General features: G+C 38.7%; 23 protein-coding genes and 1 riboswitch. Of the genes, 14 read left to right on the top strand and 9 right to left on the bottom strand.

The window, feature by feature from the left end; translation table 11 throughout:
- Positions 1–115: 115 nt before the first annotated feature.
- Positions 116–1324 (top strand): NupC/NupG family nucleoside CNT transporter, encoded by a 1209-nt coding sequence (locus tag DSM106972_RS32935; RefSeq protein WP_127084647.1) that lies wholly within the window; start codon positions 116–118, stop codon positions 1322–1324.
- A gap of 464 nt (positions 1325–1788) precedes the next feature.
- Here DSM106972_RS32935 and DSM106972_RS32930 read toward each other — a convergent pair whose 3' ends face one another.
- Positions 1789–3513: a hybrid sensor histidine kinase/response regulator gene (locus tag DSM106972_RS32930; protein ID WP_127084646.1), complete on the bottom strand. Its 1725-nt coding sequence runs from the start codon at positions 3511–3513 to the stop codon at positions 1789–1791.
- Between the two features lie 188 nt (positions 3514–3701).
- Positions 3702–4088 (bottom strand): antibiotic biosynthesis monooxygenase family protein, encoded by a 387-nt coding sequence (locus tag DSM106972_RS32925; protein WP_127084645.1) that lies wholly within the window; start codon positions 4086–4088, stop codon positions 3702–3704.
- 345 nt (positions 4089–4433) lie between these two features.
- On the opposite strand from DSM106972_RS32925, the gene DSM106972_RS32920 reads away from it, so the two are divergent.
- Both DSM106972_RS32920 and DSM106972_RS32915 read left to right on the top strand, forming a co-directional pair.
- Complete coding sequence (locus DSM106972_RS32920; protein WP_127084644.1) at positions 4434–5330, top strand: MbnP family copper-binding protein; 897 nt, start codon at positions 4434–4436, stop codon at positions 5328–5330.
- 5 nt (positions 5331–5335) lie between these two features.
- Positions 5336–6499: a methanobactin export MATE transporter MbnM gene (locus DSM106972_RS32915; RefSeq protein ID WP_127084643.1), complete on the top strand. Its 1164-nt coding sequence runs from the start codon at positions 5336–5338 to the stop codon at positions 6497–6499.
- A 52-nt stretch (positions 6500–6551) separates the two neighbouring features.
- On the opposite strand, the gene DSM106972_RS32910 is transcribed toward DSM106972_RS32915, so the two are convergent.
- Positions 6552–7364 carry an Rpn family recombination-promoting nuclease/putative transposase gene (locus DSM106972_RS32910; RefSeq protein ID WP_127084642.1) on the bottom strand — a complete coding sequence of 271 codons (813 nt, stop codon included), beginning with the start codon at positions 7362–7364 and terminating at the stop codon, positions 6552–6554.
- Positions 7365–7699: 335 nt separating this feature from the next.
- Positions 7700–7832, top strand: a riboswitch (cyclic di-AMP (ydaO/yuaA leader).
- A 140-nt stretch (positions 7833–7972) separates the two neighbouring features.
- Here DSM106972_RS32910 and DSM106972_RS32905 point away from each other — a divergent pair.
- Complete coding sequence (locus DSM106972_RS32905; RefSeq protein ID WP_233787413.1) at positions 7973–8578, top strand: putative universal stress family protein; 606 nt, start codon at positions 7973–7975, stop codon at positions 8576–8578.
- 31 nt (positions 8579–8609) lie between these two features.
- Here DSM106972_RS32905 and DSM106972_RS32900 read toward each other — a convergent pair whose 3' ends face one another.
- Complete coding sequence (locus tag DSM106972_RS32900) at positions 8610–9887, bottom strand: M16 family metallopeptidase (protein WP_127084641.1); 1278 nt, start codon at positions 9885–9887, stop codon at positions 8610–8612.
- Between the two features lie 150 nt (positions 9888–10037).
- Positions 10038–11279, bottom strand: coding sequence for a hypothetical protein (locus DSM106972_RS32895; RefSeq protein WP_127084640.1), 1242 nt, complete (start codon positions 11277–11279; stop codon positions 10038–10040).
- A 579-nt stretch (positions 11280–11858) separates the two neighbouring features.
- On the opposite strand from DSM106972_RS32895, the gene DSM106972_RS32890 reads away from it, so the two are divergent.
- On the top strand, positions 11859–12011 hold the full coding sequence (locus DSM106972_RS32890) for a lmo0937 family membrane protein (protein ID WP_127084639.1): 153 nt from the start codon (positions 11859–11861) through the stop codon (positions 12009–12011).
- Positions 12012–12037: 26 nt separating this feature from the next.
- Positions 12038–12799 carry a glucose 1-dehydrogenase gene (locus tag DSM106972_RS32885; RefSeq protein WP_127084638.1) on the top strand — a complete coding sequence of 254 codons (762 nt, stop codon included), beginning with the start codon at positions 12038–12040 and terminating at the stop codon, positions 12797–12799.
- 10 nt (positions 12800–12809) lie between these two features.
- On the opposite strand, the gene DSM106972_RS32880 is transcribed toward DSM106972_RS32885, so the two are convergent.
- On the bottom strand, positions 12810–16646 hold the full coding sequence (locus DSM106972_RS32880; protein WP_127084637.1) for a DUF2157 domain-containing protein: 3837 nt from the start codon (positions 16644–16646) through the stop codon (positions 12810–12812).
- A gap of 346 nt (positions 16647–16992) precedes the next feature.
- Between DSM106972_RS32880 and DSM106972_RS32875 the strand changes: the two genes are divergently transcribed.
- From DSM106972_RS32875 to DSM106972_RS32860, 4 genes are all read left to right on the top strand, one after another.
- Complete coding sequence (locus tag DSM106972_RS32875; RefSeq protein ID WP_127084636.1) at positions 16993–17826, top strand: RpnC/YadD family protein; 834 nt, start codon at positions 16993–16995, stop codon at positions 17824–17826.
- Positions 17827–18094: 268 nt separating this feature from the next.
- Positions 18095–19192: a spore photoproduct lyase family protein gene (locus DSM106972_RS32870; protein ID WP_201800817.1), complete on the top strand. Its 1098-nt coding sequence runs from the start codon at positions 18095–18097 to the stop codon at positions 19190–19192.
- A 127-nt stretch (positions 19193–19319) separates the two neighbouring features.
- Positions 19320–19517, top strand: coding sequence for a hypothetical protein (locus tag DSM106972_RS32865; protein ID WP_127084634.1), 198 nt, complete (start codon positions 19320–19322; stop codon positions 19515–19517).
- Between the two features lie 211 nt (positions 19518–19728).
- Entirely contained in the window at positions 19729–20313 is a 585-nt protein-coding gene (locus DSM106972_RS32860; protein ID WP_127084633.1) for a cytochrome b, read from the top strand.
- Between the two features lie 183 nt (positions 20314–20496).
- Here DSM106972_RS32860 and mrdA read toward each other — a convergent pair whose 3' ends face one another.
- A complete protein-coding gene (gene mrdA, locus DSM106972_RS32855; protein WP_127084632.1) occupies positions 20497–22326 on the bottom strand; it encodes a penicillin-binding protein 2 in 1830 nt (609 codons plus the stop codon).
- Positions 22327–22520: 194 nt separating this feature from the next.
- Between mrdA and DSM106972_RS32850 the strand changes: the two genes are divergently transcribed.
- Genes DSM106972_RS32850 through DSM106972_RS32840 form a run of 3 tightly spaced genes read left to right on the top strand, consistent with a single transcriptional unit; the run spans position 22521 to position 25748 of the window.
- Positions 22521–23645 (top strand): ABC transporter ATP-binding protein, encoded by a 1125-nt coding sequence (locus DSM106972_RS32850; protein ID WP_127084732.1) that lies wholly within the window; start codon positions 22521–22523, stop codon positions 23643–23645.
- A gap of 4 nt (positions 23646–23649) precedes the next feature.
- Positions 23650–24735, top strand: a complete 1086-nt coding sequence (locus tag DSM106972_RS32845; protein ID WP_127084631.1) for a polyamine ABC transporter substrate-binding protein — start codon at positions 23650–23652, stop codon at positions 24733–24735.
- Between the two features lie 47 nt (positions 24736–24782).
- The gene (locus DSM106972_RS32840; RefSeq protein ID WP_127084630.1) at positions 24783–25748 is read left to right on the top strand and encodes an ABC transporter permease; all 966 of its coding nucleotides are present in this window, start codon (positions 24783–24785) and stop codon (positions 25746–25748) included.
- 102 nt (positions 25749–25850) lie between these two features.
- Here DSM106972_RS32840 and DSM106972_RS32835 read toward each other — a convergent pair whose 3' ends face one another.
- The gene (locus DSM106972_RS32835) at positions 25851–26207 is read right to left on the bottom strand and encodes a hypothetical protein (RefSeq protein ID WP_233787411.1); all 357 of its coding nucleotides are present in this window, start codon (positions 26205–26207) and stop codon (positions 25851–25853) included.
- A gap of 90 nt (positions 26208–26297) precedes the next feature.
- On the opposite strand from DSM106972_RS32835, the gene DSM106972_RS32830 reads away from it, so the two are divergent.
- Positions 26298–26501, top strand: coding sequence for a WD40 repeat domain-containing protein (locus DSM106972_RS32830; RefSeq protein ID WP_127084731.1), 204 nt, complete (start codon positions 26298–26300; stop codon positions 26499–26501).
- Between the two features lie 9 nt (positions 26502–26510).
- Here the strand turns inward: DSM106972_RS32830 and DSM106972_RS51665 are convergent, their stop codons facing one another.
- Positions 26511–26687, bottom strand: a complete 177-nt coding sequence (locus tag DSM106972_RS51665) for a hypothetical protein (RefSeq protein ID WP_158632916.1) — start codon at positions 26685–26687, stop codon at positions 26511–26513.
- Positions 26688–26820: the final 133 nt, after the last annotated feature.

Raw genomic sequence — 26820 nt, 5'->3', positions numbered from 1 at the left:
GCAGTGTAGTGCGTCCAGCCCTGCAGACGGGTTTCCCGCTAATTTCGTAACATTGAGCGCAATTGATGTATCCTTTATAGCTTAGAGTCTTAGGGGTTACATATACAGGGTCATTATGGAGCGCGCGATTTCGTTATTTGGTATCATCGTATTTATTGGTATATCTTATGCTTTGTCGGTCAATCGTAAGGCGATACGATGGCGTACTATTGCTTGGGGTTTGGGGTTGGAGTTTGGGTTTGCACTGTTAATACTCAAGACTCCTTGGGGTTTACGGGTTTTTAAGTCTCTTGGTGATATTGTCTCAAATTTTCTGTCATATTCTGATGTCGGCGCCAAATTTGTATTCGGTGACAGTTATAAAGACCATTTATTTGCGTTTCAGATACTTCCCACTATCATCTTCTTTTCAGCATTCATTAGTATTTTATATCACTACGGTATTTTACAACGGGTAGTTAGTGGTTTAGCGTGGGTGATGATGAAAACGATGCAGACCTCCGGCGCCGAGTCTTTGTCTACTGCTGGCAATATCTTTCTAGGACCAACTGAATCACCGCTTATAGTTAAGCCATTTGTCGCAAAAATGACACAATCGGAATTATTTGCGGTAATGACAGGAGGGTTTGCAACGGTTGCTGGGGGTGTTTTAGGCGCCTATTTATCGTTTGGTGTACCAGCAGAACATCTCATCGCAGCATTTTTTATGACAGCACCAACTGCTCTAGTAGTAGCAAAGCTGCTGTATCCAGAAACGGAAATTGCCGAAACCGCAGGTAATGTAAAGATGGATGTAAAAACTAATTATGTTAATGCAATAGATGCGGCAACGACTGGTGCAATAGATGGAGTCAAGCTAGCTGTAAATGTTGGTGTAATGATTATCGCCTTTTTAGGTTTACTCGCCGTTGTTAATGCCTTACTCGGATGGATAGGAGCGCGCGTTTTTTTACCACAGCTATCACTCGAATGGATTTTATCGTTTGTAATGGCGCCTATCGCGTTTTTAATGGGAGTACCGTTATCTGATTGTATGCAAGTTGGAGCGTTATTAGGCAAAAAGACGATTTTAAACGAGTTTATCGCTTTTTTAGACTTAAAAACAGTTATTGAAAACAAGCAAATATCCGAACGTGGCATTATTATCGCCACTTATGCTTTATGTAACTTTGCGAATATCGGTTCGATTGGTATCACAATTGGTGGCATTACCGGAATGGCGCCGCACCGTCAGCATGATTTAGCGCGTATGGGTGTTAAATCTATGATCGGCGGGTTGTTGGCTAGTTTTATTACTGCCGCAATTGCTGGAATGTTGATATAGGGCAACGGATACAACGGATGTAACGGATACAATAAATCATCCGCTACATCCGTTCATCATCCTTTGCCAACATCATCTGTTGCGAAACTTTAACAGTTGTAAATAAACGTTAAAAACTGGCGCCACTTGTTTTATTGGTGCTAAATTAATTATCAAGACACCAAACAAGGACAAACCAAATCAAAGGGCTTCAAGACAAGGTGTCTCCGGTCGATAGCCTAAAACAAATGTTCAGCATAATTTAAATGTGGTAATGCTATCAGCGTTAGACAGCAAGCCAAATCCCAAAGCGGAAAAACAGTAAAGTGCTGAGTTTGTTCGCGATGTAAACCCTTATTTGTTAACTGTTCAAGTAATCTCAAAGTAAACTAGTTTGAATCATTTTATCGACATTAAGCCCAGTCACCTTTGATTGGGCTTAATTGTTTATATATATATGTATGGTATGGTCGTCAATGACGAACTTACATTTTGAATAATTGGGCAATTGCAGCAATTAAGTCGCTTGGTTCAAAAGGTTTGGCTATATGTAGCTGAAAACCTGCATTTATTGCTTGTTCTTTGTTCGCTTCACTTGCGTAAGCAGTCAGGGCAATCGCTTTAATATTACGATTTTGTTTTTCTGATAGTGCCCGGATACGACGTATTAATGTATATCCATCTGTTTCTTGTAGTCCAATATCACAGACTAATATATCAAACTGAGATTTTTTCAATGCTGCGAGTGCTGCTTTTGCTGAAGCGGCAGGAGTGACAACGGCGCCTTCTTCTTCGATAATAAAAGAAATAAACTCTAAAGCTGCTGGTTCATCTTCGACGACTAACACGCGCGTATTTTTTAAATTAAATTGTTCTTGTGCCTGATTTGTCGTCGTTGTATCTAATGAATTATTATGAACTGCTTCAATCATCAAAGGCAGTGTGATTGTAAAAACTGCACCCTGACCAACACCGGGACTACTAGCTGTAATTCTACCACCATGCGCTTCGACTAATTGCCGCGATAACGATAATCCTAACCCTAAACCGCCAAATTCTCGCGTTATGGAATTATCCTCTTGACGAAATCTATCAAATATATATCTTATAAATTTTGGATTAATACCTCTACCTGTATCGCTAACAGTAATTTGTGCATGATGGTCAACTCGTTCTAACTTAACCATAATATTACCGTTTTCAGGGGTAAATTTAATTGCATTAGAGAGGATATTCCACATAATTTGTTGAAGTCTACCGATATCTCCTATTACTACTGGAATGCTTGTGTCTAAAATTGTTTCGATGTGAATTGATTTTGCTTGCGCTGCGAGACGTACCGTTTCTAATGCTGCATTAATTGGCGCCACAAGTGGAACCGAACTTAAACTCAATGTTAATTTACCCTGAGTAATACGCGATACATCAAGTAAATCATCAACTAATTGTGCTTGTCGTCTAGCATTTTCTTCAATTTGTGCTAAAGCTTCTTTTACTTTAGCTTCAGGAAGTTGTTTCATTTGCAGCACCTTCGACCAACCAAGAATAGGAGTCAAAGGAGTTCTAAGTTCATGGGAAAGCGTCGCTAAAAATTCATCTTTAGCCCTATTTGCTGTTTCTGCTGCATTACGATTTTTTTGCTCTTGACTAAGTGATTTTTCTCGTTCTTGCTCTGAAACCTTACGCTCGGTAATATTACGCTGTATGGCTACATAATGTGTTATTGTTTGATTCACATTCCGAATTGGCGTAATGTTCCACTCTACAAAAAATTCTGTACCGTCTTTGTGATAATTAATTGCTTCACCGTGAAAAGGTTGACCCTCACGTAAATGCCAACGCAAATCGTTGAGTAATTTTTTATCTGTATTGGCGCCTTGGAGTAAGCGTGGAGTTTTACCAAGTACTTCTTCTGTACCGTAACCTGTCATCTCAGTAAATGCCGGATTCACATAAACAATTTCTGGCCCCGGATGGTCTAATAATGCGGTAGTAATAACTATAGAATCTCTAGATTGCTGAACAGCAGAAAGCAATAAACGTATAGCTTCCTCGGCAACTTGTAAATCTCGCAAAGCATTAGTCAACCGTTCCAAAGATTCAGTCAACCTACTCTTTTGCGGTAAAGGCAAATCTTTAGCATCACGTCTCAGTTCTGCCACACGCCTTTGGACATCTTGAATCTGCTCGATAAATTCGTCTTCGTTCACAGCATCAATTGTTTATAGAAAACTCCATATTTTAGAGTAAAGCTTTTGATTTACGAAAACATTAGTACTGCGAGAGACTTATAATCGCTCGTAAACTTTTATTTTTAATTCGATTGAGAGTTGACAAATGGCAACGGATACAACGGATGTAACGGATGAGTTATTTGTTATGAACTATTCGTCATCGTTTAAAGTCCATAGACCATTGCCATTCCCTGTGGTTCATGACTATATTTCCCACTTTTGGCAGGATAGTACATCTCATTATAAAGACAAAGACTGTCGGGATGACGGGTGTTAAATTGCATCATCTGACGATGGGCAGCACCCCGGAAAAAGTCCATTAAATGCTGGTCTGATTCCCAGTAGCTCACCATAATAATTTCTTTGGCGCCACAAATTCCCGCTTTGACTTGGATACAACCTGGTGCTTTAACAGTTGATTGACGAATGCTGTTAAGATGGCGCCACAACCACAGAAAGCCAGACCTATCGCGAGCAATCATGCCATTTACAAAAACAACTGCGCTTGGATTTTCAGGTAGTTGGATTTGATAGAGCGAAGATTTCGACATGATGATTTCTCTTTTGAAATGGTTAATTGTACTCAATTAATTGAGTACTATTTCAATCTATACTCAATTAGTTGGATATGTCAACCATTAGGATTTGCGAGTTCAAGATTTAGAGGTAGGGTGCGTGACTTAAGGTGCGTCACGCTACAAGATTTTTCGTGAAAAGTGGAATTTTCCCCTTGGTGTCACACACCCTACCCAACATATCAAAATTAATCACATAGACTACTAGTAGCTTTTATTGCAACGCTTAATATAGAGTATTTACGATTATATTAGGGTATAATGTGAAGCTTAAGAATAGTCGAGAGATGCTTAACTACGGTGACTCATGACACTTGAATTATGAAATTACCATTAAAATATTTAGCGGTTGCTTTGACTTTAGGAAGTATTGTGTTTTCAGGTACAGCTTACTCTCAACAAACAAATACTACTCAACAGATAACAATTAAATTTGCTGGTAGAGTAAATAATCAACCTTTTGCTTGCGGTCGTAATTACAAACTGGGCAAAGCTGCGACTACTGTGACTCCTTTAGACTTTCGTTTTTACGTTTCTGATGTTTCTTTAATTGATGCACAGGGTAAAGTTGTTCCCCTAACTCTTGCCCAAGATGGTAAATGGCAATATCAAAATGTGGCATTAATCGACTTTGAGAATAAGACAGGCGCCTGTGTGAATGGTACAGTTGAGACGCGCACTGATGTTATTGGCACGGTTCCCAAAGGAAAATACAAAGCTGTAAGATTCTCTCTTGGTGTTCCACAAAATCTTAACCATGAAGACTCGACGCTGGCGCCTTCTCCTTTAAACCTGACATCATTATGGTGGAATTGGCAGTTTGGTTACAAGTTTGCTCGCATTGATTTTACTTATAGACTACCTTCCACGGGTCAAAAGCAACACGTTCATGATGAAATGGCAAAATCTCAGGGTTTTCTCATTCATTTAGGCAGTACAGGTTGTCAAGCTGAAACAACTAGTCAAAAACCCACAACGGCATGTAGCAATCCTAATAAAGCAACTATCACATTGAATAACTTTGACCCAAATAAAAATGTAATTGTTGCTGATATTGCAAAACTCTTGGCGAATGTAGATTTGAGTTATAACCAACCTGGAACGGCGCCTGGGTGTATGTCAGAACCCAATGACAAAGACTGTACTGGCGTAATGAAAAATTTTGGGATACCTTTTGGTGATAAAACTCCTAAACAAACATTTTTTAGCCTAAAGTAATACACATGCTTTATAAGTGGAAACGCTGCTTCGGTTTAACAGTGGTTTTCGCACTGACCTGCTGTTTATCAATTGGTTTGAGTCAAGCATTATCGGCGCCTATCCCGAATAATGATTACGTCTGGGATATTCCTGCTTGGATGCCAAAACCAATTGTGCCTGCTGATAACCCTATGACAAAAGAAAAAGTAGAACTGGGTAGACACCTTTTCTATGAAGGGCGCCTTTCTGTAACTGGCGAATTTTCCTGTGCTTCGTGCCATATTCAAGGAGTGGCATTTTCAGACCCCAAACCTGTTTCAGTAGGAGCAACCGGAGAAAAACATCCCCGTAGTTCCATGAGTTTAGCCAATATCGCTTATAGTTCTGTACTGACTTGGGCACATCCCGGCATGAAAAAGCTCGAAGTACAAGCATTAGTACCTATGTTTGGTGAACGTCCTGTAGAATTAGGTTTATCGGGTAAAGACAAACAAGTATTAAATAAATTGCGCGAAGACCCTAATTACCAAAAGTTATTTGCTGCTGCATTCAATGAAAAAGATAACGTAAATCTTAAAAATATTACTAAAGCTATAGCATCGTTTGAACGCAGTTTAATATCAGCAAATTCACCCTACGACCGTTATCGCTATGGTAGAGAGAAAGGCGCCATATCAACCGCAGCAAAACGTGGCGAAGCATTATTCAATAGTGAACGTATGGAATGTTTTCATTGTCATTCAGGCTTTAATTTTAGTGACTCTGTTAAACACGAGCGTCTTGCATTTGAAGAAATAGCTTTTCATAATACAGGACTTTATAATATTGACGGCAAAGGAGCATATCCACCCAATAATACAGGAGTCCATGAAATTACACGTAAACCATCAGATATGGGACGCTTCAAGGCGCCGACATTAAGAAATATTGAGTTAACAGCACCGTACATGCACGACGGTAGTATAGCCACACTTGAAGAAGTCATAGACCATTATGCAGCAGGAGGTCGAACGATAAAAACAGGTGAGTATGCAGGAGTAGGAAGTAAAAACCCCCTAAAAAGTAACTTCGTCTCTGGTTTCCAAATTACTCCACAAGAAAAACAAGACTTAGTAGAGTTTCTAAAAACCCTAACCGACGAATCATTTACCAAAAACCCTGCCTATAGTGACCCACATGGGAGATAATATAAAGCGCTCTCGATTTGGGAGGGCGCTTATTACTGTTTTAGAAGTTAGACTATTGATTTCGCTGCAATTGCTGTACTTTTTCAATAGTTAAGCCTGTAGCACTTACAATTAAATCAATACTCATTCCTTGTCTAAGCATATTTGAAGCAACCTGTTCAATACCTTGGGTTATACCTTGGGTTATACCTTGGGTTATACCTTGGGTTATACCTTGGGCTATACCTTTTTCCATTCCTTGGGCTTCGATTTCTTGGTAAATTACAGACTCTTTCATAATGTCACTCCGCAAGATACGACTAATTAACTCTTTATCTAATACTAGCCCACTTAAAATAGCTGCTGATGCTGTAACGTTGCTTTGTGCAGTTGCATCTGTTATCTGGTTTATTTGTTGGGCAACCTGTCGTAGAACTTGAGTGCGGTCGTTAGTTTTACTTAATGCTGCAAAGGGCAATAAACCAGGATACTGCAGAAATGAGCTTGTTTTTTGCTCCCATAGCCGAATTACATCGAACTCGTGATAGGTTCGAGCCAAGCTAAAACTGTTCTGCTTGACTAACTCAGATGAGGTTTCTTGCAAATAAATTACAAACTGATACATTTCCTTTTCTGGAAAGCTACGATGACCCCGTAAACGATAATCTGTCATCCGAAATGGAATCTTTTTTTTAGGTTCAGTTTGAAATTCTATGTGCATTATTTCTTTCTCGCTTTGTAGCAATATAATTGCATCTGCTCTAATTGGTTCAAGCGAAAGTTCGGATGGCTCAAGCCTCGTGAAATTTATATCTTTCCCTATTAGCCAGTTGGCGAAGTTAGTTGAGTAGTGTTCTGCTAAAAATTTACAGACGTTATCAAACATGAGCTATTGTACTAGACGCACGGAATATATTAAACATACTATTAAAAATTCATATACTACTAATATAAAATGTTAATTTTTTTGTTGTATTTTATAATACTTTAAAATCAATATTTTTGTAAAATATTTGACTTGGTTTGAAATATTAAATTATTTTTTGTGGTTGAGGTGATTTAAATTGGTTATGGCGCGAATATGTGATTTTAATTTGGGAGTACTGCACAGGCGAGGACACCTGTGCCACAAAATTTGATGAAATATATCTTTACATAGATGATTTGTTTCAATAAGCGATTATAATTTGATTGTTATTGCAAGTGCATCGCCTATCTAGTTTAAGTGGGTAGCTTAATCCTGATTTGTCGAGGAGATGTCAGGAACGGAGGAACCATCGTTTGGGGCTAATATTTATAGAGGCACCTTCCAGCCTTCGCCCGTCAGCTAACTCCGTAAGCCGTGGAAGGAACTCCCTCATGTTTGGCTGTGGCAACAGTTTGATAAGGGCGTTCTTATCGATGATTTTAGATTGAGCTATATTATATCTAATCTCAAGTCGATATTTCCACTTTTCTTTGTTTGTTTCTTTATATTGGAGAGAAGTGAAAGCTGTGAAAATCAAGCCGATGTTGACTCGACTGCAAAATACTATCGGTCGAGATGATTTGATTGAGCAAATGGTACTGGCGCCTGAACCACCCATATCTATTGAGAATAAATCTAATTCAGGTAAGTTTATTGTTGGGTATAACAGTTCTCGCCAGAGTCATACGGCGTTGGATATAGCTTTATGCATGGCACATCAAGCTCGGTTAGCGTCTAACATGCAAATAATTGTTCAAGCAGTTTATGTGGTTGAAGATAATCAAAGCTGTTATATACAAGAAACATATTTAAGTATACATCAACCTGTATATGCGGATATTGTTTCAACATCTGTATTAACAGAAGCAAGGCTTAAAAGCGAATGTCTAATGATAATGGAACAAACTGATGCTATTCTTTGTCAAGCACGAAGTTTAGCAGAAGAGTGGCAAGTCGATTTTGATTGCCTTTTACGGTTTGGCTGTGCAGCTTCAGAACTTAAGCAAATTGTTGAATTAGAAGGCGCCGATGTTTTATTTTTAGGTTGTAATTCTGTAAAGCACCCCATTATTAAATCTTTTGGTGCTGATTTACAGTGTACTATTTTGGGTATTCCCAGTTCGATTGATTAAATAGTAAGGTGGGCTTCAACCCACCCTACTATTAACATGGTTTAGCAATGACCACACCATAAGCATCGCTGGGTAAATATTGTTCAGCTGCCTGCATTAAATGCGTAGAAGTTTGTGCTTGGATACGAGATGGATACTCGAAAGCTGGTTCTAAGGCGCCTACAAGTGATTGATAATAGCCGTATAAACCTGCTCTGTCGCTAGGAGATTCGTTAGCAAAAACAAATCGCTTGGCAACCTGAGAACTAATACGCTCAAGTTCTGAAACACTTACTTTGCTGGTAGAAACTGCTTGAATATGTTCAACTATGGCATTTTCTACTGCTTCTATATTTTCTACTGGACATTGCGCCGATATATAAAATATCCCCTGATGCTGAAAGTTCATATTGCTCGTGCCGATGTGCGATACTAACCCTTTATCTTCTCGTAGGTCGCGCACCAACCTAGATGTACGTCCATGTCCTAAAATCGCTGCTAGTACATCTAATGCGTATGTGTCGTTCAAATCTTTTAATCCAGGCACTCGCCACATTAATGCTATACGCGCTTGCTGTAAAGTTTCATCTATATATGTACTGCGAACTATTTTTTTAAATGGTGCTTCGGAATAACTTACTGTATGTTGTTGATTATCAACTAGCTGTTTACTATTACCAAATCCTAATACTACAGTATCAATTAACTCTTCAACGGGTAAATTTCCTACAACTACTGCCGTCATTGACTTTGGTTGATACCAGTGTGTGTGAAAATCTCGCATTTGCTGCGGTTGTAGTTGAGATATTACCGTTTGTGGCCCCAATACCTGACGACGATATGGTGATTTTTCAAATGACATTTCCATCATTCGTCCAAACATCCGGCGCCGAGGATTATCTTCACTGCGACGTATTTCTTCTAAAACTACTAACCGTTCACGTTCGAATGCATCATCGGGTATTAATGGATTTAATACCACATCCATTTGTAGTGGCGCCAGTTCGGCAAAATCTTTAGGAGCGCAAGTTAGGTAATAATGCGTATAGTCTTGACTTGTGGCAGCATTGGTAACGGCGCCTCGTTGCTCTATTCTTCGTTCAAATTCACCACTCTGCAATCGCTTGGTTCCTTTAAATATCATATGCTCAAGGAAATGAGCCATCCCGTTGATTGCATCAGGTTCTAAATAACTACCGACATTCAACCATAAGTTTAAGTTTATAGCGTCAATAGGCATTTGCTCCGCGATAACAGTCAGACCGTTAGGTAGGTGATGTACTTCGGGGGCATTGAGGCGGGGTAATCTCGCTAAGGTTGAGGAGGTCATTGGGTGTTTTCGCTTTTGTTCTCTATAAGTCTATTCTACTTACAGACTTTATATTTAAACATTTCACGAAAAGATATAATTTAATTACTAGATAATAAACGTGAATGGAAGAATGGTAAATACACCCACTTTCTGGGACTAAGCTTAAATTTATTCCCCAGAATAATTCATTTGCATCTCTTCTAATTTCTCAATCGATGGATAAAGGCTCTCTTTTATGTTATAATTATCTAATATCGGTTTTAACTCATTTTGAACCTCAAATTTAGCGTTAGCACTCGTTGGTGCTTTACTAGTACTTGTTTTCTTGGCGTTTGATATAATTGGCGCCTTTTTAAAACTGACGTTATTTGTCTGAATTGCTTGATTATCTAACTGTAAAATTTTTTTCTCCCAAGTAGCAATTTGCTGATTTGCTTCTTTGTATAAAGGACGCTCTTTACCTATTAATTTTGCTTCATTGACTGCCATTTTTAGAGATATCTCATCATTCTTAGAAGCTAACTTTTTCGCTTCCTCCAAATATGTACTATCTTCTAAAACAGCAATTTTATTTTCTGTCTCCGTCATTAATTTACGTGCGTCTTTGACATATGGCTCAGAAATTACCATACTTGCTTCTACTAACGCAGAACGCATATCGTCTAGTTTTCCTGAGTTGGCAAGCTTGCGCGCTATATTTAGTTGAGTTGATTCGTCACTTTTATCATCATACACAATATTATCACTATTGTCTGTCTGCAATTTCTCTGATGCTGATTTTTTCTCGATGTCCCCTTTCTCACGGTTTTCACGGGCGCCTTGAATGTGACGTACTAATTCATAATATTTTGTACTCGCCCAGTATTCATTCTCTAATGTCTGCAACTGTTTCGCTTTGTTAAGAGCTGCATACCAGTTTTTTGAGTCATCGTCAATTTCTGCTAAGGCAGCAGCATGTATACTTTCCGCTTGCGACCATATCGACCGCCAAGTTTTTATTTGTTCACTAGCTGTTTGAGAAGCAGAATGATTATCGGGTATTATGAGCGCTAGTTCTACGGCTCTGTTTATATCTCCTTCGTTAAATGCTTTTTGACTCAGATGCATTATTGACTGTGACCAGCGTTCTATCAAGTTATCTGCGTTGGAACGTAAGGGGTTGTCTTGGGGTATTGTGTTTAGTAATCGAATTGATGAAGATAATTTAGCGGAGTCTTGCTCGTCAACTGTTGTTGTTGCACAATATATAACTGCGGATGCGGTGTCTAAGGGGGTTTCGGAGACACAGTTGTTTTCTTGTGGGGACTTTGCGAGAAAAACAACGGCGCCTGCTCCTAGACCTCCTGTTGCTAGGAGGATACCTAATATCCAATGCCACCATCTTGTAAATGGTAAATATCGAATGTTCATACTTCACGCTCTACCGAGATTTTATTGTGTCTATTTAGTATTCCCGATAACTAAGCGAAAATCACTATAACTTGGCTATTTTTTTTACAAGGACACGGTAGAGACGCGTTCACGCAGTGTCCCGTAGGGAATAATCGCGTCTCTACACAGAGGAAGAAAAACCACAAATGTCATTAATTTTGGTTGGTAGGGAGTGCAACGGATGTTAAACGGATGTAACGGATAGTTGATTCATTATTTGAAGGCGCCGAAAGTTTGAAAATCTTGTTTGTAACAAATAAATTATCCGTTACATCCGCTCTCATCCGCTGCAAACCAACACCCCAAAATTAATGACACAGACCACTAAGCTATTTGGGTTAATCCTGTCATAAGCCTTGTTTTAATTAAAAATATTTTTAATACAACTTCTTTCATGCGTAAGTTCTGATTACATGTAACGTTTCTACTATAACTTACCTACTCTAACTAAAGGTAGATGATTTAAGTTGAAATATACGTATTTTGACTTATATCAATAAGTAGGGACAAACTTTAAAATGTTTAAGTAACAAAATTATATTACAAGGAGCAATAAGTATGATAGGTATTCTTTGGGGCGTTGTTGTAGTTTTATTGGCTTTTTGGGCTATAGGTTTAGCGCTTAATATTGTAGGAAATCTAATTCACATAGCGTTAGTTTTAGCTATTACTATTGCTGTTTATAACTTTTTTAAAGCGCGCGATGTATAAAACAAAACGAATTTTAATTAATTAATATGAGCCAAACAATTATTGTTACGGGTGGCGCCCAAGGTATTGGCAAATGCGCTAGTCAATATTTATTGAATCAGGGTTATAATGTTGTAATTGCCGACGTTGATGTTGAAGCGATTAAAGAATGTTCACATGAGTTTAATCAGTTTCAAGAACATTTGCTAGTTATTAAAACTGATACTTCTCAAGAAGAATCTGTAAAAGAATGTGTTGAGAATACAATAAATAAATTTAAACACATTCATGCACTCGTTAATAATGCTGGTATTTCTAATCCAAATAATGCACCAGTCGAAGATTTAGCATTAGAAGATTGGCACAAAGTTATCGAAACTAATTTGACTGGCTACTTTTTAATGTCAAAGTATGCTATTCCTCATTTACGTCAATCAAAAGGCGCCATCGTTAATATAGCATCAACTCGTGCGTTACAGTCTGAGCCAAATACAGAAGCTTACGCTGCTTCCAAAGGAGCAATAGTCGCACTTACTCATGCTTTGGCTATAAGTCTTGGTTCAGATGTTAGAGTTAATTGCATTAGTCCAGGTTGGATAGATGTTAGTCAGTGGAGTAAAGCTAGTCGAAAACAAGAATCTAACATTCGAGAAATTGATAATTTGCAACATCCTGCTGGTAGAGTCGGAAAACCAGAGGACATTGCTTTGATGATTGAATATTTAATTAGTAATGCAGCATCGTTTATTACAGGACAGAATTTTATAATCGATGGTGGAATGACAAAAAAGATGATTTATGAAGAATAATTCAGATTTATTAATCCCAATTTTCAAATGCATCGCTTGTGGAACGCACTACTGCATTTAACTGTTCGCGTCGCGTTTCAAAGTTGGCGGCAATAGATATTAAAATAATACCTACGCATAACCCTATTATCCATTTCACAAATGCGTATCGTAAGCTAAGAATTACAAGCTGATAAATTCCTGTTATCAAGAATGTAGCTGTACCAACGTAAAGAAATGCCCGTATTCGTAACGCTAACCCAGCAAAAATTGCTACTAAGCTTAATGTAGCTGGAATAATTGTAGTGTCTTGATGGAATATTAAGGCATACCCAGATATTATACCGCTACCTATCATTCTTAAGGTATGGCGCCCAGTTTTTGATTGAGGTAATTTTATCTCTGGGTCGAATTGGGCTATATATAATAACGATAAACCAAATACTGTTACATACCATAGTCCATCAGTTAGGTGCCAATCATAAAACCAGCGCATTAATGCCCAGTTTACCAGAATGAGACTAAGATAAGTTAACCGGAAAGTATTTCCTAACTTGGCTAGGAATATATAAAAACATGCTGTAATTAATATAGTTACTGGGTAAACTTGTGACCAAGTGAGTGATAGTACTAATAAGGGCAAGACATAAGCAGCATTTCTCCAAGGTTTTCGTGACCAACCCAAACTCTTCCACGGTAATATATAGATAAAATAGGCGCCAATACAACAGATAGCAGCGTCCCAAGCTAATAACTCTTGAGTGAATAAGCGCGCGATTGGTAAGTCTCGTAGTAATATTACTAATGTGATTGCTTGTATTAAACCCAGGTAAACCCAAATTTCTTTTGCTACTTCTTCCTCGCGTGTGGAAGTAGCACCCCGACCTTGGAAAATAGCATACCTAGCTAAAAATGTACCCGTTGCTAACCCAATAAAGCGGTTTATATTTATTGGAGTTGCAATTGCCATTAATAATAAGCTGCTACTCCACACCCAATGAAAATGTGCTATTGCCGTCACTTCTAACTGCGTTAAGTGTAAAAATTCAGTCAACCAAGGCGAGAGAATACGATATATATATAGTATTATCGCACCCAATGCTGACATCGCTATCAACCCATCTCCATAATATCCTCCCTTTTGTTGCAGCATTTGGTAAAATAACATTTCGTAGAGAGAAATTGCAACTCCAATCAAACCTACGTACAATAATGGTTTTAAGCTGTTGTACCTTCTACCAACACCAATTACAATTACTGCCACTCCAAACGTAAATAAACCTGTCCAACTACTAAATGTGTTGAACCGTAATATAACGCTGAACGCAGCGTATATAATAGGTAAAACGTGGAAACTATGAGGAAGTTGTTCTAAACGATGGCGCCGTTTCCACCATTCACCGAATAATTGAGCAGTTAAACCAAGGGCAATATTTGCCACAGCTATCTTTATTGTGGTTTTACCGCTAAAAGCTAAAGCCTCCGCCACTATTAATTCTAACCCTAAACCAATACCGTAGAACCCTCGATTAGTATGTTGGCGCCAAGTCCGAAATAATATCGCACCAGTTGTAATAGCAGTCGCAACTAAATACAAAATTCCAGCTTGAGCAACACCAGAGTATACTAACACCGAGTGAACCGTTAGCATTAATAATTCGGCGCCGCACAGTAATAATGCCCATTTTTGAAACGCAGCAGCGTATAATGTAGAGACGCGATTAATCGCGTCTCTACGCAATAATAACGCACGTATTAACCATAAACTAAAAACATTAATTGCTCCAACTAAAAGCCAAGCATCTAACCCGTGTAAATTAAATCTTGCAACATCCCATAATAAAGCACTTTCAAACATCAGCGCAAAACCGACGGTGACTATCGCAAACTCTACTTGTTTTAATAAGAAATTTGTATTAATAATCATTAAAACTGTTGCAACAGCCAAACTAATGACGCGAACTTGAGGTACAACTAAAGTTAGAAACTGGGAAAGTCCAACAGCTAATACACTAGATACGGTTATTATTGGGCGCCGTGTTGCTTCTGTGCGACTGCTAATTGCTGTTAAAGTTATAGGTACACTCAGCCATGTTAGTCCCCATTTATCTTGTTGTGGATAACTACTATATATATATGATGTATCTGACCATAGTAGAGCAAAGCTAACGATAGCTAATGCATATCCAATATGTAATGCACTACGGCGCCATATTCCCTCACCTACACTATACAGCCATTCTGCCACCATCAAAACTAATAATATTACTGCCCAGTATTCTGTCTGTAACGTTGGCAGGCGCCAGTTGATGAACGAGCATAGTGTTAATATGGCGCTAATATGGGTCAAATATACTAAGAGAGCAGCAACAGAACGTCGTTTTGTGAGAATTGCAAGAGTAAGGGTGTTTAACAACAGGTTTAAAGAACGTATTACTGGATAATGAAAGCTAATAGAAGCGAGGATGACTCCAAAGCACAAATTAATAGCTTCTCCAAACTTCGCAACTCCTAACTTATTACTGGTACGTAAATACTCAGTTACTGCTATCATTCCTATTAAATAAGGAAATAATCCTAAGCTTAATAGTACCCATTCATGGTTGTTAGTAACTGAAGTTACTATTACGAGTATGTTGCTTCTCACGCTTGCTGGAATAATTCTCCACAACAACCAATTAGCTTGTAATCCAATTGTAAAAACAGCAGCGTAATCAAGATTATAACTATATAACTCTAAACGGCGCCAAAAATACCATAAACTTAAACCACTTACAGCGAGTGCTTGTACAGGATGTGTTATTACCGAAACTCCCCAACCTATAAATAATAACGTGGCGCCAGCGAATTGCCAGCCAGTACTTTGAATATTATCTGAGTCTCGCATCGATAACCAACCAGCTAACCATCCGCAAATTCCAATTGCCAACCCTAATAAGGTAATATCAATACCGACGACAAATATAGCTCTAAATAACAGTAATAATAATGAGTAAATAATTACAGATACAGGTAAATTAATTTGTGCAGTAGTTTGTTTACTATTCTCGTGTGGTTTATATCGCATTTGATATACAGTTAAAAGACTAGTCCCAATCATTCCGATATAAACTGCTACCAAAGGAAACCCTGGTATACTCCACCCTGAATGTAAATATGACAATCCTAATATTTGAAGGCGCCTTAAATTAACATTTGGCAAATTGGCAACAAATAAACGGCTGTTACCAATTAATATAGTAATCATCGTCAAAATAACTGACGCAATCACAGCAAAAATAACATCAGTTCCAGATTGCCACAGTTTAAACCCATCTATTGCCCAAAAATTAACGGGTATTAATAATTGTGTGACAACTAACAACGCAGTTGCAGTTAAGCTTAAACTAGACTGCTTGCCTGCCCAAAAACTGGCGCCGAAAAAGCTAAGTGTATAAGCAAACAAAACTCCATATTGTCCAGCAGCAGGAAACCTATCCCACTGACTACCAGCAAGTAACCCAGATGAAACAACAACCAAAAACATCCCCAAAAACAATAACCAGCGCACACTAAGTTCAGCCATTAAAGACTGAACCATACTAGTGACAAAACCCGGTTCTTTTTCAGGCAACGGTTCTGGTTGCGGAGACGTTGAAGGCGCCGGAGTTACTTTAACTAACCTTTGCTGTATATTATTAGTTACCTCTACAGGTTCGTGTGCTGTCTGTAATGGCAAAGTACAAGCACAATACTCTCGGCATATTAACCTCACTTGAGAGTCAGAAATTAAACCTAATTGTAACCAAACATCTAACCCTTTCAACAACTCCGGGTGGTCAGATGCAAGTCTAACGTGAAGTAAGAACGAACGGTCGGACAAAGCCATATAAATGCTGCCACAATAAAGATATAATAAGATACATAAAACTTACACAGACAGGTCAAAACCCTCTAAGCAAATTTTCGCATCTATTACTTAAAATCTTCGCTGGCTTAAGATTAGTTTTCGGGTTCGTTTGTGACAGTTTGTGGGATGGTAACAAAAAATGTCACTATACTGACATTTATTTTGATTGTAAGAATTTGCTATTTAAGGGGAAATAAGTAGAAATATGAATTTTAGATGACAATATTTATTACTCTCAAATTGACAAAAAACTTATTAATAACAAGTATATTTAGCTGCAAGTATTAAGTTACTATAAATGCCGTAATTATTGCATTTACTAACAATGGCAAAACCAGCAGATATTGGCGCCAAAAAAATAATTAGTTTGGCGCCTAATAATTGGGCAAGATGGGCAACCGGAATAGATGATGTTGTCACAGGAGAAATTCTCAATCCAGAATTTCAATGGGTGGGTAGACAAAGCGACGTTTTAATTCGTGCGGAAAGTAAAACGCATGGGAGATTTCTGCTTTTAAATGAATTGCAACTGCGCTATTCATCAAAACAGCCACGTCGAATGAATTCATACGTTGGACTAGCAGCAGAAAAGTATGACTTACCAGTTTATCCTGTGCTGATAAATATTTTAAAAATCAGCGATAGCAAAATACCCAGCAGGTATAAATCAAGCGTCGCTGGTTTAAAGTCAATTCAGGAGTATCGGGTGATTAACTTATGGGAAGTTGACGTGAACATTGCACTTCAAATACGGATACCATCACTGCTTCCATTTGTGCCAATGCTTAAAGGAGGAGAGAATGAGCCTATAATCAGGGAAGCCTTACAAATCCTAAGAGCCGATGAAGAGTTAGGCAAACTTGAAACAATTCTTGCGTTCTTTGCTACATTTGTGTTAGATACTGCACTAGTTCAAGACATTATGAGGTGGGATATGGCTGTTTTAAGAGAATCACCTTGGTATACAGAAATCGATCAACGTGGACGCAAGGAACAAATGCTATTGGCTATTGAAAGGGTTTTAGAAGCAAAATTCGGAACTGAGGGTTTAGAACTAATGTCACGAGTTAGTGAAATTAGTGATTTAGAGCGTTTGCAAGAAATAATTTGTACCATCGCAATGACAAGCACCATTGAAGAACTACAAGAAAATTTCTAAAACTTCAAACCTTGTAGACATTTAACTAATTGTAGCACAGGCATCACGAACTGTGCAGTCGTCTCATTAACTCGACTTAAAAACGATACCCATCACCAATTTATTCTATTAATTAAAGCGCGTATTCGAGGTAACAAAGCTCCCAAATTATACTGCAAAGTCTTGATTGGTTACGGTTTAGATATCCCCTCTATTGTTATCGGTTATCCTAACAACCTTGTAAATGTGGGGTGGGTATACTAAAGTGTGTTCAGTAAGGATTAGTGCTTTGACTATTCTACAGTTGCCTAATACTAAACCCGAAGCGATTGCAAAATTGCTTAACATTAAAGAGATTTATTACGAGAAAGCGATTTTAGACTACGACCGAGGTCAACAAATTTTAGCGCAGCATTCAGACGCGCGATTAATTGAGGTTCCATCGCATTGGAATATCCCCGAACTGCATGGTAACTCAGAATCTGCCGAAGACTGGAACCGTATTAAGCGCACAGTTTTAGTGTTAGGTGTCAAAAAATCTTTACAGTGTCGTCCTAATTGTCGCAGTTCTGATTTTGTTTCTCCTTCTCACGCAAATGGGTGTGCAATGGCGTGTGTGTATTGTTACACTGCTCGCCGAAAAGGTTATGCCAATCCCATTACCACTTTTGTTAATATTGAGCGAGTTATTGCTTATTTAACGCGACACGCAGCTAAACAGGGAATGAAGCTTGAACCAAACCAAGTTGACCCAAAGGACTGGGTTTATGAGATTGGTGAAAATAGCGATTGCTCTGTTGATGCGGCAATTTGCGATAATGTTAAAGACTTGATTACTACATTTCGCACTTTACCTAATGCAAAGGCTACATTTGCAACTAAGCGTGTTAATCGAGATTTGTTAGCGTATGACCCGCAAGGTAAAACGCGGATTCGTTATAGCTTGATGCCACATAAAATGGCGCAGGTTGTTGATGTTAGAACTTCGAGTATTGCAGAACGTATTGGCGCCGTCAATGATTTCGTCGAAGCGGGGTATGAAGTTCACCTCAATTTTGCTCCTGTTATTTATAGTGAAGATTGGCTAGCGAATTATACTGAGTTGTTTGAGCAAATTGATGATACACTCTCAGAAAAAGCCAAAGCGCAATTACAATGTGAGGTAATTTTTCTGACTCATAACGAAGAATTACACGAAGTCAATTTAGTTTGGAACCCCCAAGCTGAAGAAATTTTGTGGCAACCGAAGTTACAAGAAGATAAACTTTCGCAAACAGGTGGCAATAATGTTCGCTACGCACGGGGGTTTAAGGGTAAGTTAGTCAAACCGTTTTGTGACTTATTGCAAGAGAAACTGCCTTATTGCAATATTCGTTATGCTTTTTGATGGATAGAACTAACCTTTAGATAGATAAAAAATCATTCATGACTAGATTTTTGATAGATGTGGATAGGCGTTGTGAGTTCGTAGTATAAGCTCAAGAACTAAACAAAGTACACCCAGGAAGAGAGCTATGAGCGAAGAAGATAAAAACAAGAAAGCAAGCGAAAGTAACACCGAAGCAGGTGGTGGATATCAGTCAACTATTGATGAAGAAACCCGCAGAACAGGTGTAGCTTCCAAGAGCGATGCTAAACCTAGTGCAATGCCAGAGGCGCCAGAGAACGATACTGTTGTTGGTAGCCCTAACCAAGGTACCGAGTCTCGTTAGTTTTTTCCGTAATCTGAATTCAACTCACATTTTAGCGAAGTGGATATTGCGTACAGAAGCGTTAATATCCACTTATTTATTTCTATATTAAACTAAATTAACTTAAATTAAGTTATATTAAAAATCTTTCATGTTATTTTCACCGAGATTTTATGTAACATACCTATACTGGGAAGTGTAGAGGATGTTGCGTAAATAGTGTGAATAACGTATGAGTGCGGTACAGTCGGTTAAAAAAAACATAAAACCAAGGTTAAATTCTGCCTTTAAAGATTTAATGTCTGTGCATTGGTGGATGGCAACTTGCTATTTAGTGCTGTTTGCCACTGGTTCTTTTATGGCAAGGTTAGCGCGTGAGGTACCAATACGCTCACCACTTTATGATTTTCACAAGTCCATTGGTGTGCTAACAATGGCTTTATTGACTTGGCGCATTTTAACTTTGCTGCGCGTCTGGTTTCGCAAATATACTAAAAAGGCGCCGAAGTTGACGCTGGAATGGTGGAGAATTTTTGTACTGCACACAAGTTTATATTTGTTTATGTGGGCTGTACCTGTTACAGGATTTTTATTATCAAATTCATTTAAAAGCAATAACGTTAAGTTCTTTGGAATTGTTTTACCCGACATTTTTCCTCAAAATAGAGCGATGGTTGATGTGGGACGTAGTATGCATTTCTGGCTATCTTATACTTTTTTGGCTTTTGTTGTCGTACACATGCTCGTATACTGGAAAGTGTTGCGCGCGAATTGGAAGCGGTTTACGAATTTTGTAAATAAAAAATTCGCGCTTTAGCGCAGTAGATATATAACTTCTTTTCTTTTTTTCTTTGTGTCCTTTGTGTTCTTTTTCGATGAAAGAATTACAGATTTTTCAAGAACTGTTTGAAGAATAGAACAGGCAATAATGCCTGTTCCACAAGATTAGCAAAATTCAATATTTAATTTTTGTGGGTTATTTGCTGGAGTTCTCCTGTTGCTATTTGTCGGCGCCTTCTACTTCAGGTTTTGTGTATTTACCTGGGTATTTTTTCTGGAAGTATTCTTCAAGTACTCTTAACGCCATTGGTCCACAGAAGTCTCCCCCGTGTTGACCTGAGTTTTCACCGAAGGCAACTACGACTATTTCTGGTTTATCGAATGGTGCATATGCACCAAACCATGTGTGGTTAGGGCGCCCAACACCTGCTTCAGCGGTACCACTTTTTCCTGCTGCGGGTGCAATAGTTGGTAGGTTTAAGCGCTTACCTGTTCCTTCGGTAATAACTTTGCGTAAACCATCGCGTAGCACTTTGACGGTAGAATCTTTCATGCCTATTGAAGTTCGCCAATTTTTGGCTTCTTCGTGGTCTTTGAGTAAATGCGGTTTTATACGATAACCACCGTTGGCTGGTATCGCGAACATAATAGCCGCTTGTAAGGGTGTTACTTGTAAGGCGCCTTGACCAATCGACATGTTAATGGTGTCTCCAACAGTCCAGGGTATTCTAAATACTTTTTGCTTCCAAGTTTCATCAGGCACTAAACCTTTAGACTCTTCTGAGGTAAATTCAAACCCTGTTCTCTCCCCAAACCCATATTTCCGCGTCCATTCAATTAGCTTTGGTCCACCAACCCCACGTCCTACCTGATAAAAGAATGTGTCGCTACTCATTGCCATCGCACCAGGAAATCCTAATGGACCAAACCCAGCATGGTTCCATTCTCCAAATGTTACTCCACCCACAGTCAATGAACCAAAGGTTTGTAGTACTGTATTTGGGCTAAATTTACCCGACTCTAACCCGGCTGTGGTTGTGATAATTTTAAATGTACTCGCTGGTGGAAACGCACTTAACGCACGGTTTACAAGTGGATGCTCTTTACCTTGTAATACTTCCCAGTCTTTTTGACTTACTTTTTGCTTAGAGAATATATTTGGGTCAAAACTGGGATTGGATACCATTGCTAATACTGCCCCGTTATTTGGGTCAAGTGCTACGATGGCGCCTCTTTTTCCTGTTGCAGCTAACACCTTTGCTGCTGCCATTTGTACATCTAAATCAATAGTTAGGTGTAAATCGTTACCAGCTTTAGCTTGTTTCTCACCTAACACTTTCTGTGGTCTTCCGGCGCCGTCTACTTCAACTTCTTGACCACCCCACTCACCGCGCAACATCTTCTCATAAGACTTTTCTACTCCCATTTGACCAATAACATCGCCCAAACGATAACCTTCGTCTTTGCGCTTTTTCAACTGTTCGGGAGTTAACTCACGAGTATAACCTATCACATGAGCCATTAATGAACCATGTGGATAATAACGTACAGCCTCAGTATGAATTTCTACACCTTTAAGTTCAGTTTCGTATTCCTTAAGTGCTGTTACCTGTGCTTCGTTGAGGTCGCGCGCTACACGTACCAAAGAAGTTGAGTTTGAACCAGCTTCTTCAAGCTTCTGTTCAATTTCTTCCTGTGGGATACCAAGAATCTTTGACAAACGGGGGCCAATTTTTTCATCCCATCCAGCCTTTTCATGTGCCATTGGCCACAAATACACCGAACGTGGATAACGTGTTGTCGCTAATAATTTTCCATTCCTGTCAAAAACGTTACCGCGTTCCGGCTGTTTGGATATAACGCGAACTCGGTTGGCTTTAGCTCGGTCGCTAAAGGAATGTCCTTGTATAACCTGTAAATATGCCAAACGTGCCTCAATTGCTACTGAAGCAACCAATGTAAATATAATTAGGGCTATGGACTGGGTGCCGCGTCCGACCGTCCGTCCTTCTTTTTTCTTACCTAGCTGGTTGTTTTCGAGTAAAGCCATAAAAGTAACTGTAATTTTAATAATATTGTTATTTATATCCGACTGCGGTCATTTTTATCGGGGATTTAATTAGTAATATCGGAATGGGTGTTTTTATTATTGATGGGTACAATAAATCAAAGAGCTATTTTTTGTCTGCCTAATAGGCTACATAAGGTAGCTTGCAATTACGTATTAATACTGAATTAGGGATTATGTGGCAAGCTGTCAGGGATAATCAGGGTAATATGACAAAAACTAGGTCGATAGATGTCTCACTGCAAGGAGCTTTCAAATTTTTTAACCAAGAACCAGCAGTACACGGCATAGATTTAGACGTAAAACAGGGTGAGTTTTTTAGTATTTTAGGTCCCTCTGGTTGTGGAAAAACAACGACATTGCGAATGATAGCAGGATTTGAAACTGTTGACGCAGGTAAGTTGTTTATTCGTGGAGAGTCTATGACAAACGTTCCACCTTACAAAAGACCTGTTAATACTGTTTTTCAAAGTTATGCTTTGTTTAATCATTTAAACGTTTGGGATAACATCGCGTTTGGTTTACGTTTGAAAAAACTATCAAAAGCAGAAATCCAAACTCGTGTCAAAGACGCATTAGCGCAAGTCAAAATGGAGGGGTTTCAAGCTCGTCATCCTGCCCAACTATCGGGTGGACAGCAACAACGAGTTGCTTTAGCACGTGCATTAGTGAATCGTCCAGCTGTTATATTACTCGATGAACCACTCGGCGCCCTCGATTTAAAGTTACGTAAAGAAATGCAACTAGAATTATCTAACCTGCACCGAGAGCTAGGGTTAACCTTCATTATGGTGACACATGACCAAGAAGAAGCACTCTCGCTCAGTAATCGTATTGCCGTAATGAATAAAGGCAAAGTCGAGCAGATAGGCACCCCAGCAGAAATTTACGAACAACCCCGAACAGCATTTGTCGCTAATTTTATCGGTGATACTAACCTATTCGCTGGTCAAATTGTTGACATCGACGCTAATAATTTACAAGTTTTAACAAAACAACAGCTAAAGATAATTGTTAGTCGTACAGAACACTCACCCCAAGAGATGCAGTCAGTAACAGTAAGCGTGCGTCCAGAGAAAATTCAGCTATCGCTATATAAACCCAGCGTACAAAAGAATTGCTTTGAAGGACGACTCATCAATGTTATGTATTTGGGAACTAGAGTTAACTACGTAGTTGAAATTGCACCAACAATTCACATTACCGTCATGCAACCAAATACAGCAGGCATAATACCCGACCCAAACACCCCCATATACGCATGGTGGTCAGAAACCGATTGTATAGCTATTGGGGAATAAAAAAATGAATAGAAGAAATTTAATAAAAGCCTTATTAAGCTTATCGGGTTTATCGTTAGCTGGTTGTGGTTGGAAACTTGGCAATGTTCGAGCCAATGCGACTACATCCGAACAGCGCGACCAACTATATTTATATACATGGACACAATACGCCGACGATAAAGAATTACTCAAAACTTTTACTGCTCAAACAGGGATTAAATTATTTGCAGACCTGTACGAATCTAACGATATCATGCAGGCAAAAATCCAAGCAGGAGGAGGAGGCGCCTATAGTGTAATCTATCCATCTGACTACGTAGTGCAGAAGATGGTAGAAAAAGGATTAATAAACGAAATCAAACATAATTTACTAATAGGTGTCGATAATTTATTTCCACAATTTCAAAATCCTCCTTACGACCCCAACAACCGTTACAGCATACCCTTCACATGGGGAACAACAGGTTTTATTTATAACTCAGAAGTCATCACAACACCTCCAGATGACTGGGATTATTTGTGGAAAAATCGTGAAAAACTCAATCAAAAAATGACTTTACTCAACGATACCCGCGAAGTCTTTGGAGGAACGTTAAAAATGTTGGGTTATTCCTATAACTCAAAGAACGAAAGCGAATTGAAACAAGCATACGAAAAACTTAAAGAACTAAAACCATCACTTGCTGGCTTTGATACAGATGCTTGGCGAAACAAAATCTTAGCTGGAGACTTACTTGTGGCAATGTGTTACTCTAGCGACGCCATAAAACTCACCAAAGAAAATCCCAAATTGCAATACGCAATACCCAAAAGCGGAACCTCCTTGTGGACAGACACACTTGCCATATTAAAAAGCGCACCAAACCCAACAGGCGCCTATGCATGGATAAACTACTTATTACAACCAGAAGTATCAGCACAACTTTCCCTACGTCAAAGTCTTGCAACTCCCAACCGTGCAGCATTTGAACAACTACCAAAACAAATACAAACCAAACCCACCCTATTCCCCAAAGAAGAAGTACTTGCAAAATGCGAACGTCTTTCTCCCATAGGTGAAGCAGAAGAAATGTACGAACGCTATTGGACTCAACTAACAAGCGCGTAAGAAAGTTAGGAATTAGGAGTTAGGAGTTAGGAGTTAAGAATAAAATTATGTCAACGCAATATCCATTACCTCAAACTGTCGAAGTCGAAAAAATACAGCGCACGAAACCAAAAATAAAATGGTTAGAACCATTTTTACTACTGGCGCCAGCAGGTGTTTGGCTCATACTACTATTAGTACTACCAACATTAATCATATTTCAGTTAAGTTTAGTACCAGGTATACGACCAGGAGATATAGTCAACCCAGGTGGCATCACAGACTACAACCAGTTTATAGACTTTCAAAACTGGCACAAAATCTGGAAAGCATTAGTTACAAACTATAATCGTATACTTGACCCTATTTATCTACAGGTAATTAGACGTTCATTCTCATTTGCTCTTGGCACAACAGCAATTTGCTTAATTTTAGCCTTCCCTGTCGCTTACTGGATAGCTCAACTAGTACCGCAACGATGGCGAAATTTTATTTTAATCGGATTTGTACTACCATTATGGACTTCTTCGTTACTTCGTAGTTATGCCTGGATAACAATTTTGCGTCCTACAGGTTTACTTAACACTATACTAAACAGCTTCGGCTTACCTACACTAAATATCCTTAACCAAAACGCTGCCGTCTATATTGGCATGACTTATAGTGCTTTACCTTATATGGTGTTAATTTTATATGCCTCACTTGAAAAATTAGATAAACGTCAACTCGAAGCAGCAGCAGACCTCGGCGCCAATCATGTACAAGTGTTCTATAAAGCAACATTACCACAAGTGATAACCGGAGTAGCAGCAAGTTCATTTTTAGTATTTATCACCACACTAGGAGATTTCGTCAACCCAGAACTACTAGGTGGCACTTCTAGCATGACAGGCGCCCGTTTGATATACAATCAATTCTTAGGAGCAACACAAAACTGGGGCTTTGGGTCAGCCTTAAGTATGGCACTAATAATGATAGTAAGTATCGCTATCGCATTGCTGATAAAATTCGGGGAGGCGGCGCCGAAACGTTAACATTATAATTACCCTTGCCGAACGAACAAATAATAACAATACAAAGCGTAGGTTGGGTGGAGGAACGGAACCCAACTAACTAGCTACGAATAACTTTATAATCTATTTCTGCTTATCTACGTAACGTCGATAAAAACTACTTAATGTTGATATAGTAATACCCCATTCAATAGACATATCTTTCCAAGATTGTCTTGCCAACCTACGTAATGCAATGGCTCGAAAATTTACCTCTAGATGATTTTTAATATGTTCTCGTGCGAATACACCTTTTGGGTCTTCTTCTAAATAATCTTGTAACTCCTCCCAATCATCAACTTGATTTTGAGTATGTGGAATAGTATCTAGAAGTGTTAGCAGTGTGGTTTCTGAGCCACCTTCTAAGTATATTGGCTCATCTAAAGATTTTAGTTTGTTTTTGTTATGGCGCCTGATAGCATCTTTAAAACGTTTATCCAAGATGAAATTAGCCCAAGCAAGAACTTTGCCTTGTTCAGGCTTATAATTTTCGATTTTGCGAGAAATATATAACCATGTTTCTGTACTTTAATTACTACGTTTAAAGGACATATAGATTATGTATCAAGTGTAAGTTTTAGCCTGGATGAACAAACTATAGCTTCTGCTAGTAATGACGGAACTATAATTCTGTGGAACTTAAGTTTAGACGATTTACTATCGCGCGGTTGCGAGTATCTTAAAGATTATCTCACCATTCGATCTGGTTGGCGTCAGGAAATTTGTCCATTTTAACAAAAAAGATCAAAGTACATTGGTTCTTAAACCTGCTGTACCTAAAATAGCTGTTACCAAATTGGCACCATTAATACCATCTATTATTTTATCGGTAATTTTAACTCTGACAATTCTATACCACTTATCAATAATTACGGCACGCTTTACTATTGGCAGTGTTACAAGGTCACATAACCGTGCCACCTCATAACATTATAATTAGGGTTTGCTGAAAAACTCCACAAAATGAATCTAGACGCGCTCACGGTATAAAAAATGGTTGTTTCGGAAGTTGGCTTACAAATCAAGCCCTAATTTTTCTACGCAAATGCACGGA

The organism is Dulcicalothrix desertica PCC 7102 (assembly GCF_003991905.1).
Lineage (GTDB): Bacteria > Cyanobacteriota > Cyanobacteriia > Cyanobacteriales > Nostocaceae > Dulcicalothrix > Dulcicalothrix desertica.
The sequence above is the reverse complement of the archived record's forward strand: the minus strand, read 5'-3'. Positions and strand labels throughout refer to the sequence as shown.

Bases quoted from the DNA above. Each gene is read 5' to 3' on its own strand.
- DSM106972_RS32935 (WP_127084647.1), top strand. From the start codon at position 116: ATGGAGCGCGCGATTTCGTTATTTGGTATCATCGTATTTATTGGTATA.
- DSM106972_RS32885 (WP_127084638.1), top strand. From the start codon at position 12,038: ATGAGCCAAACAATTATTGTTACGGGTGGCGCCCAAGGTATTGGCAAA.
- DSM106972_RS32900 (WP_127084641.1), bottom strand. From the start codon at position 9,887: ATGACCTCCTCAACCTTAGCGAGATTACCCCGCCTCAATGCCCCCGAA.
- DSM106972_RS32840 (WP_127084630.1), top strand. From the start codon at position 24,783: ATGTCAACGCAATATCCATTACCTCAAACTGTCGAAGTCGAAAAAATA.
- DSM106972_RS32910 (WP_127084642.1), bottom strand. From the start codon at position 7,364: ATGTTTGATAACGTCTGTAAATTTTTAGCAGAACACTACTCAACTAAC.
- DSM106972_RS32915 (WP_127084643.1), top strand. From the start codon at position 5,336: ATGCTTTATAAGTGGAAACGCTGCTTCGGTTTAACAGTGGTTTTCGCA.
- DSM106972_RS32860 (WP_127084633.1), top strand. From the start codon at position 19,729: ATGAGTGCGGTACAGTCGGTTAAAAAAAACATAAAACCAAGGTTAAAT.
- DSM106972_RS32845 (WP_127084631.1), top strand. From the start codon at position 23,650: ATGAATAGAAGAAATTTAATAAAAGCCTTATTAAGCTTATCGGGTTTA.
- DSM106972_RS32865 (WP_127084634.1), top strand. From the start codon at position 19,320: ATGAGCGAAGAAGATAAAAACAAGAAAGCAAGCGAAAGTAACACCGAA.
- DSM106972_RS32920 (WP_127084644.1), top strand. From the start codon at position 4,434: ATGAAATTACCATTAAAATATTTAGCGGTTGCTTTGACTTTAGGAAGT.
- DSM106972_RS32890 (WP_127084639.1), top strand. From the start codon at position 11,859: ATGATAGGTATTCTTTGGGGCGTTGTTGTAGTTTTATTGGCTTTTTGG.
- DSM106972_RS32875 (WP_127084636.1), top strand. From the start codon at position 16,993: ATGGCAAAACCAGCAGATATTGGCGCCAAAAAAATAATTAGTTTGGCG.
- DSM106972_RS32895 (WP_127084640.1), bottom strand. From the start codon at position 11,279: ATGAACATTCGATATTTACCATTTACAAGATGGTGGCATTGGATATTA.
- mrdA (WP_127084632.1), bottom strand. From the start codon at position 22,326: ATGGCTTTACTCGAAAACAACCAGCTAGGTAAGAAAAAAGAAGGACGG.
- DSM106972_RS32850 (WP_127084732.1), top strand. From the start codon at position 22,521: ATGTGGCAAGCTGTCAGGGATAATCAGGGTAATATGACAAAAACTAGG.
- DSM106972_RS32880 (WP_127084637.1), bottom strand. From the start codon at position 16,646: ATGGCTTTGTCCGACCGTTCGTTCTTACTTCACGTTAGACTTGCATCT.
- DSM106972_RS32925 (WP_127084645.1), bottom strand. From the start codon at position 4,088: ATGTCGAAATCTTCGCTCTATCAAATCCAACTACCTGAAAATCCAAGC.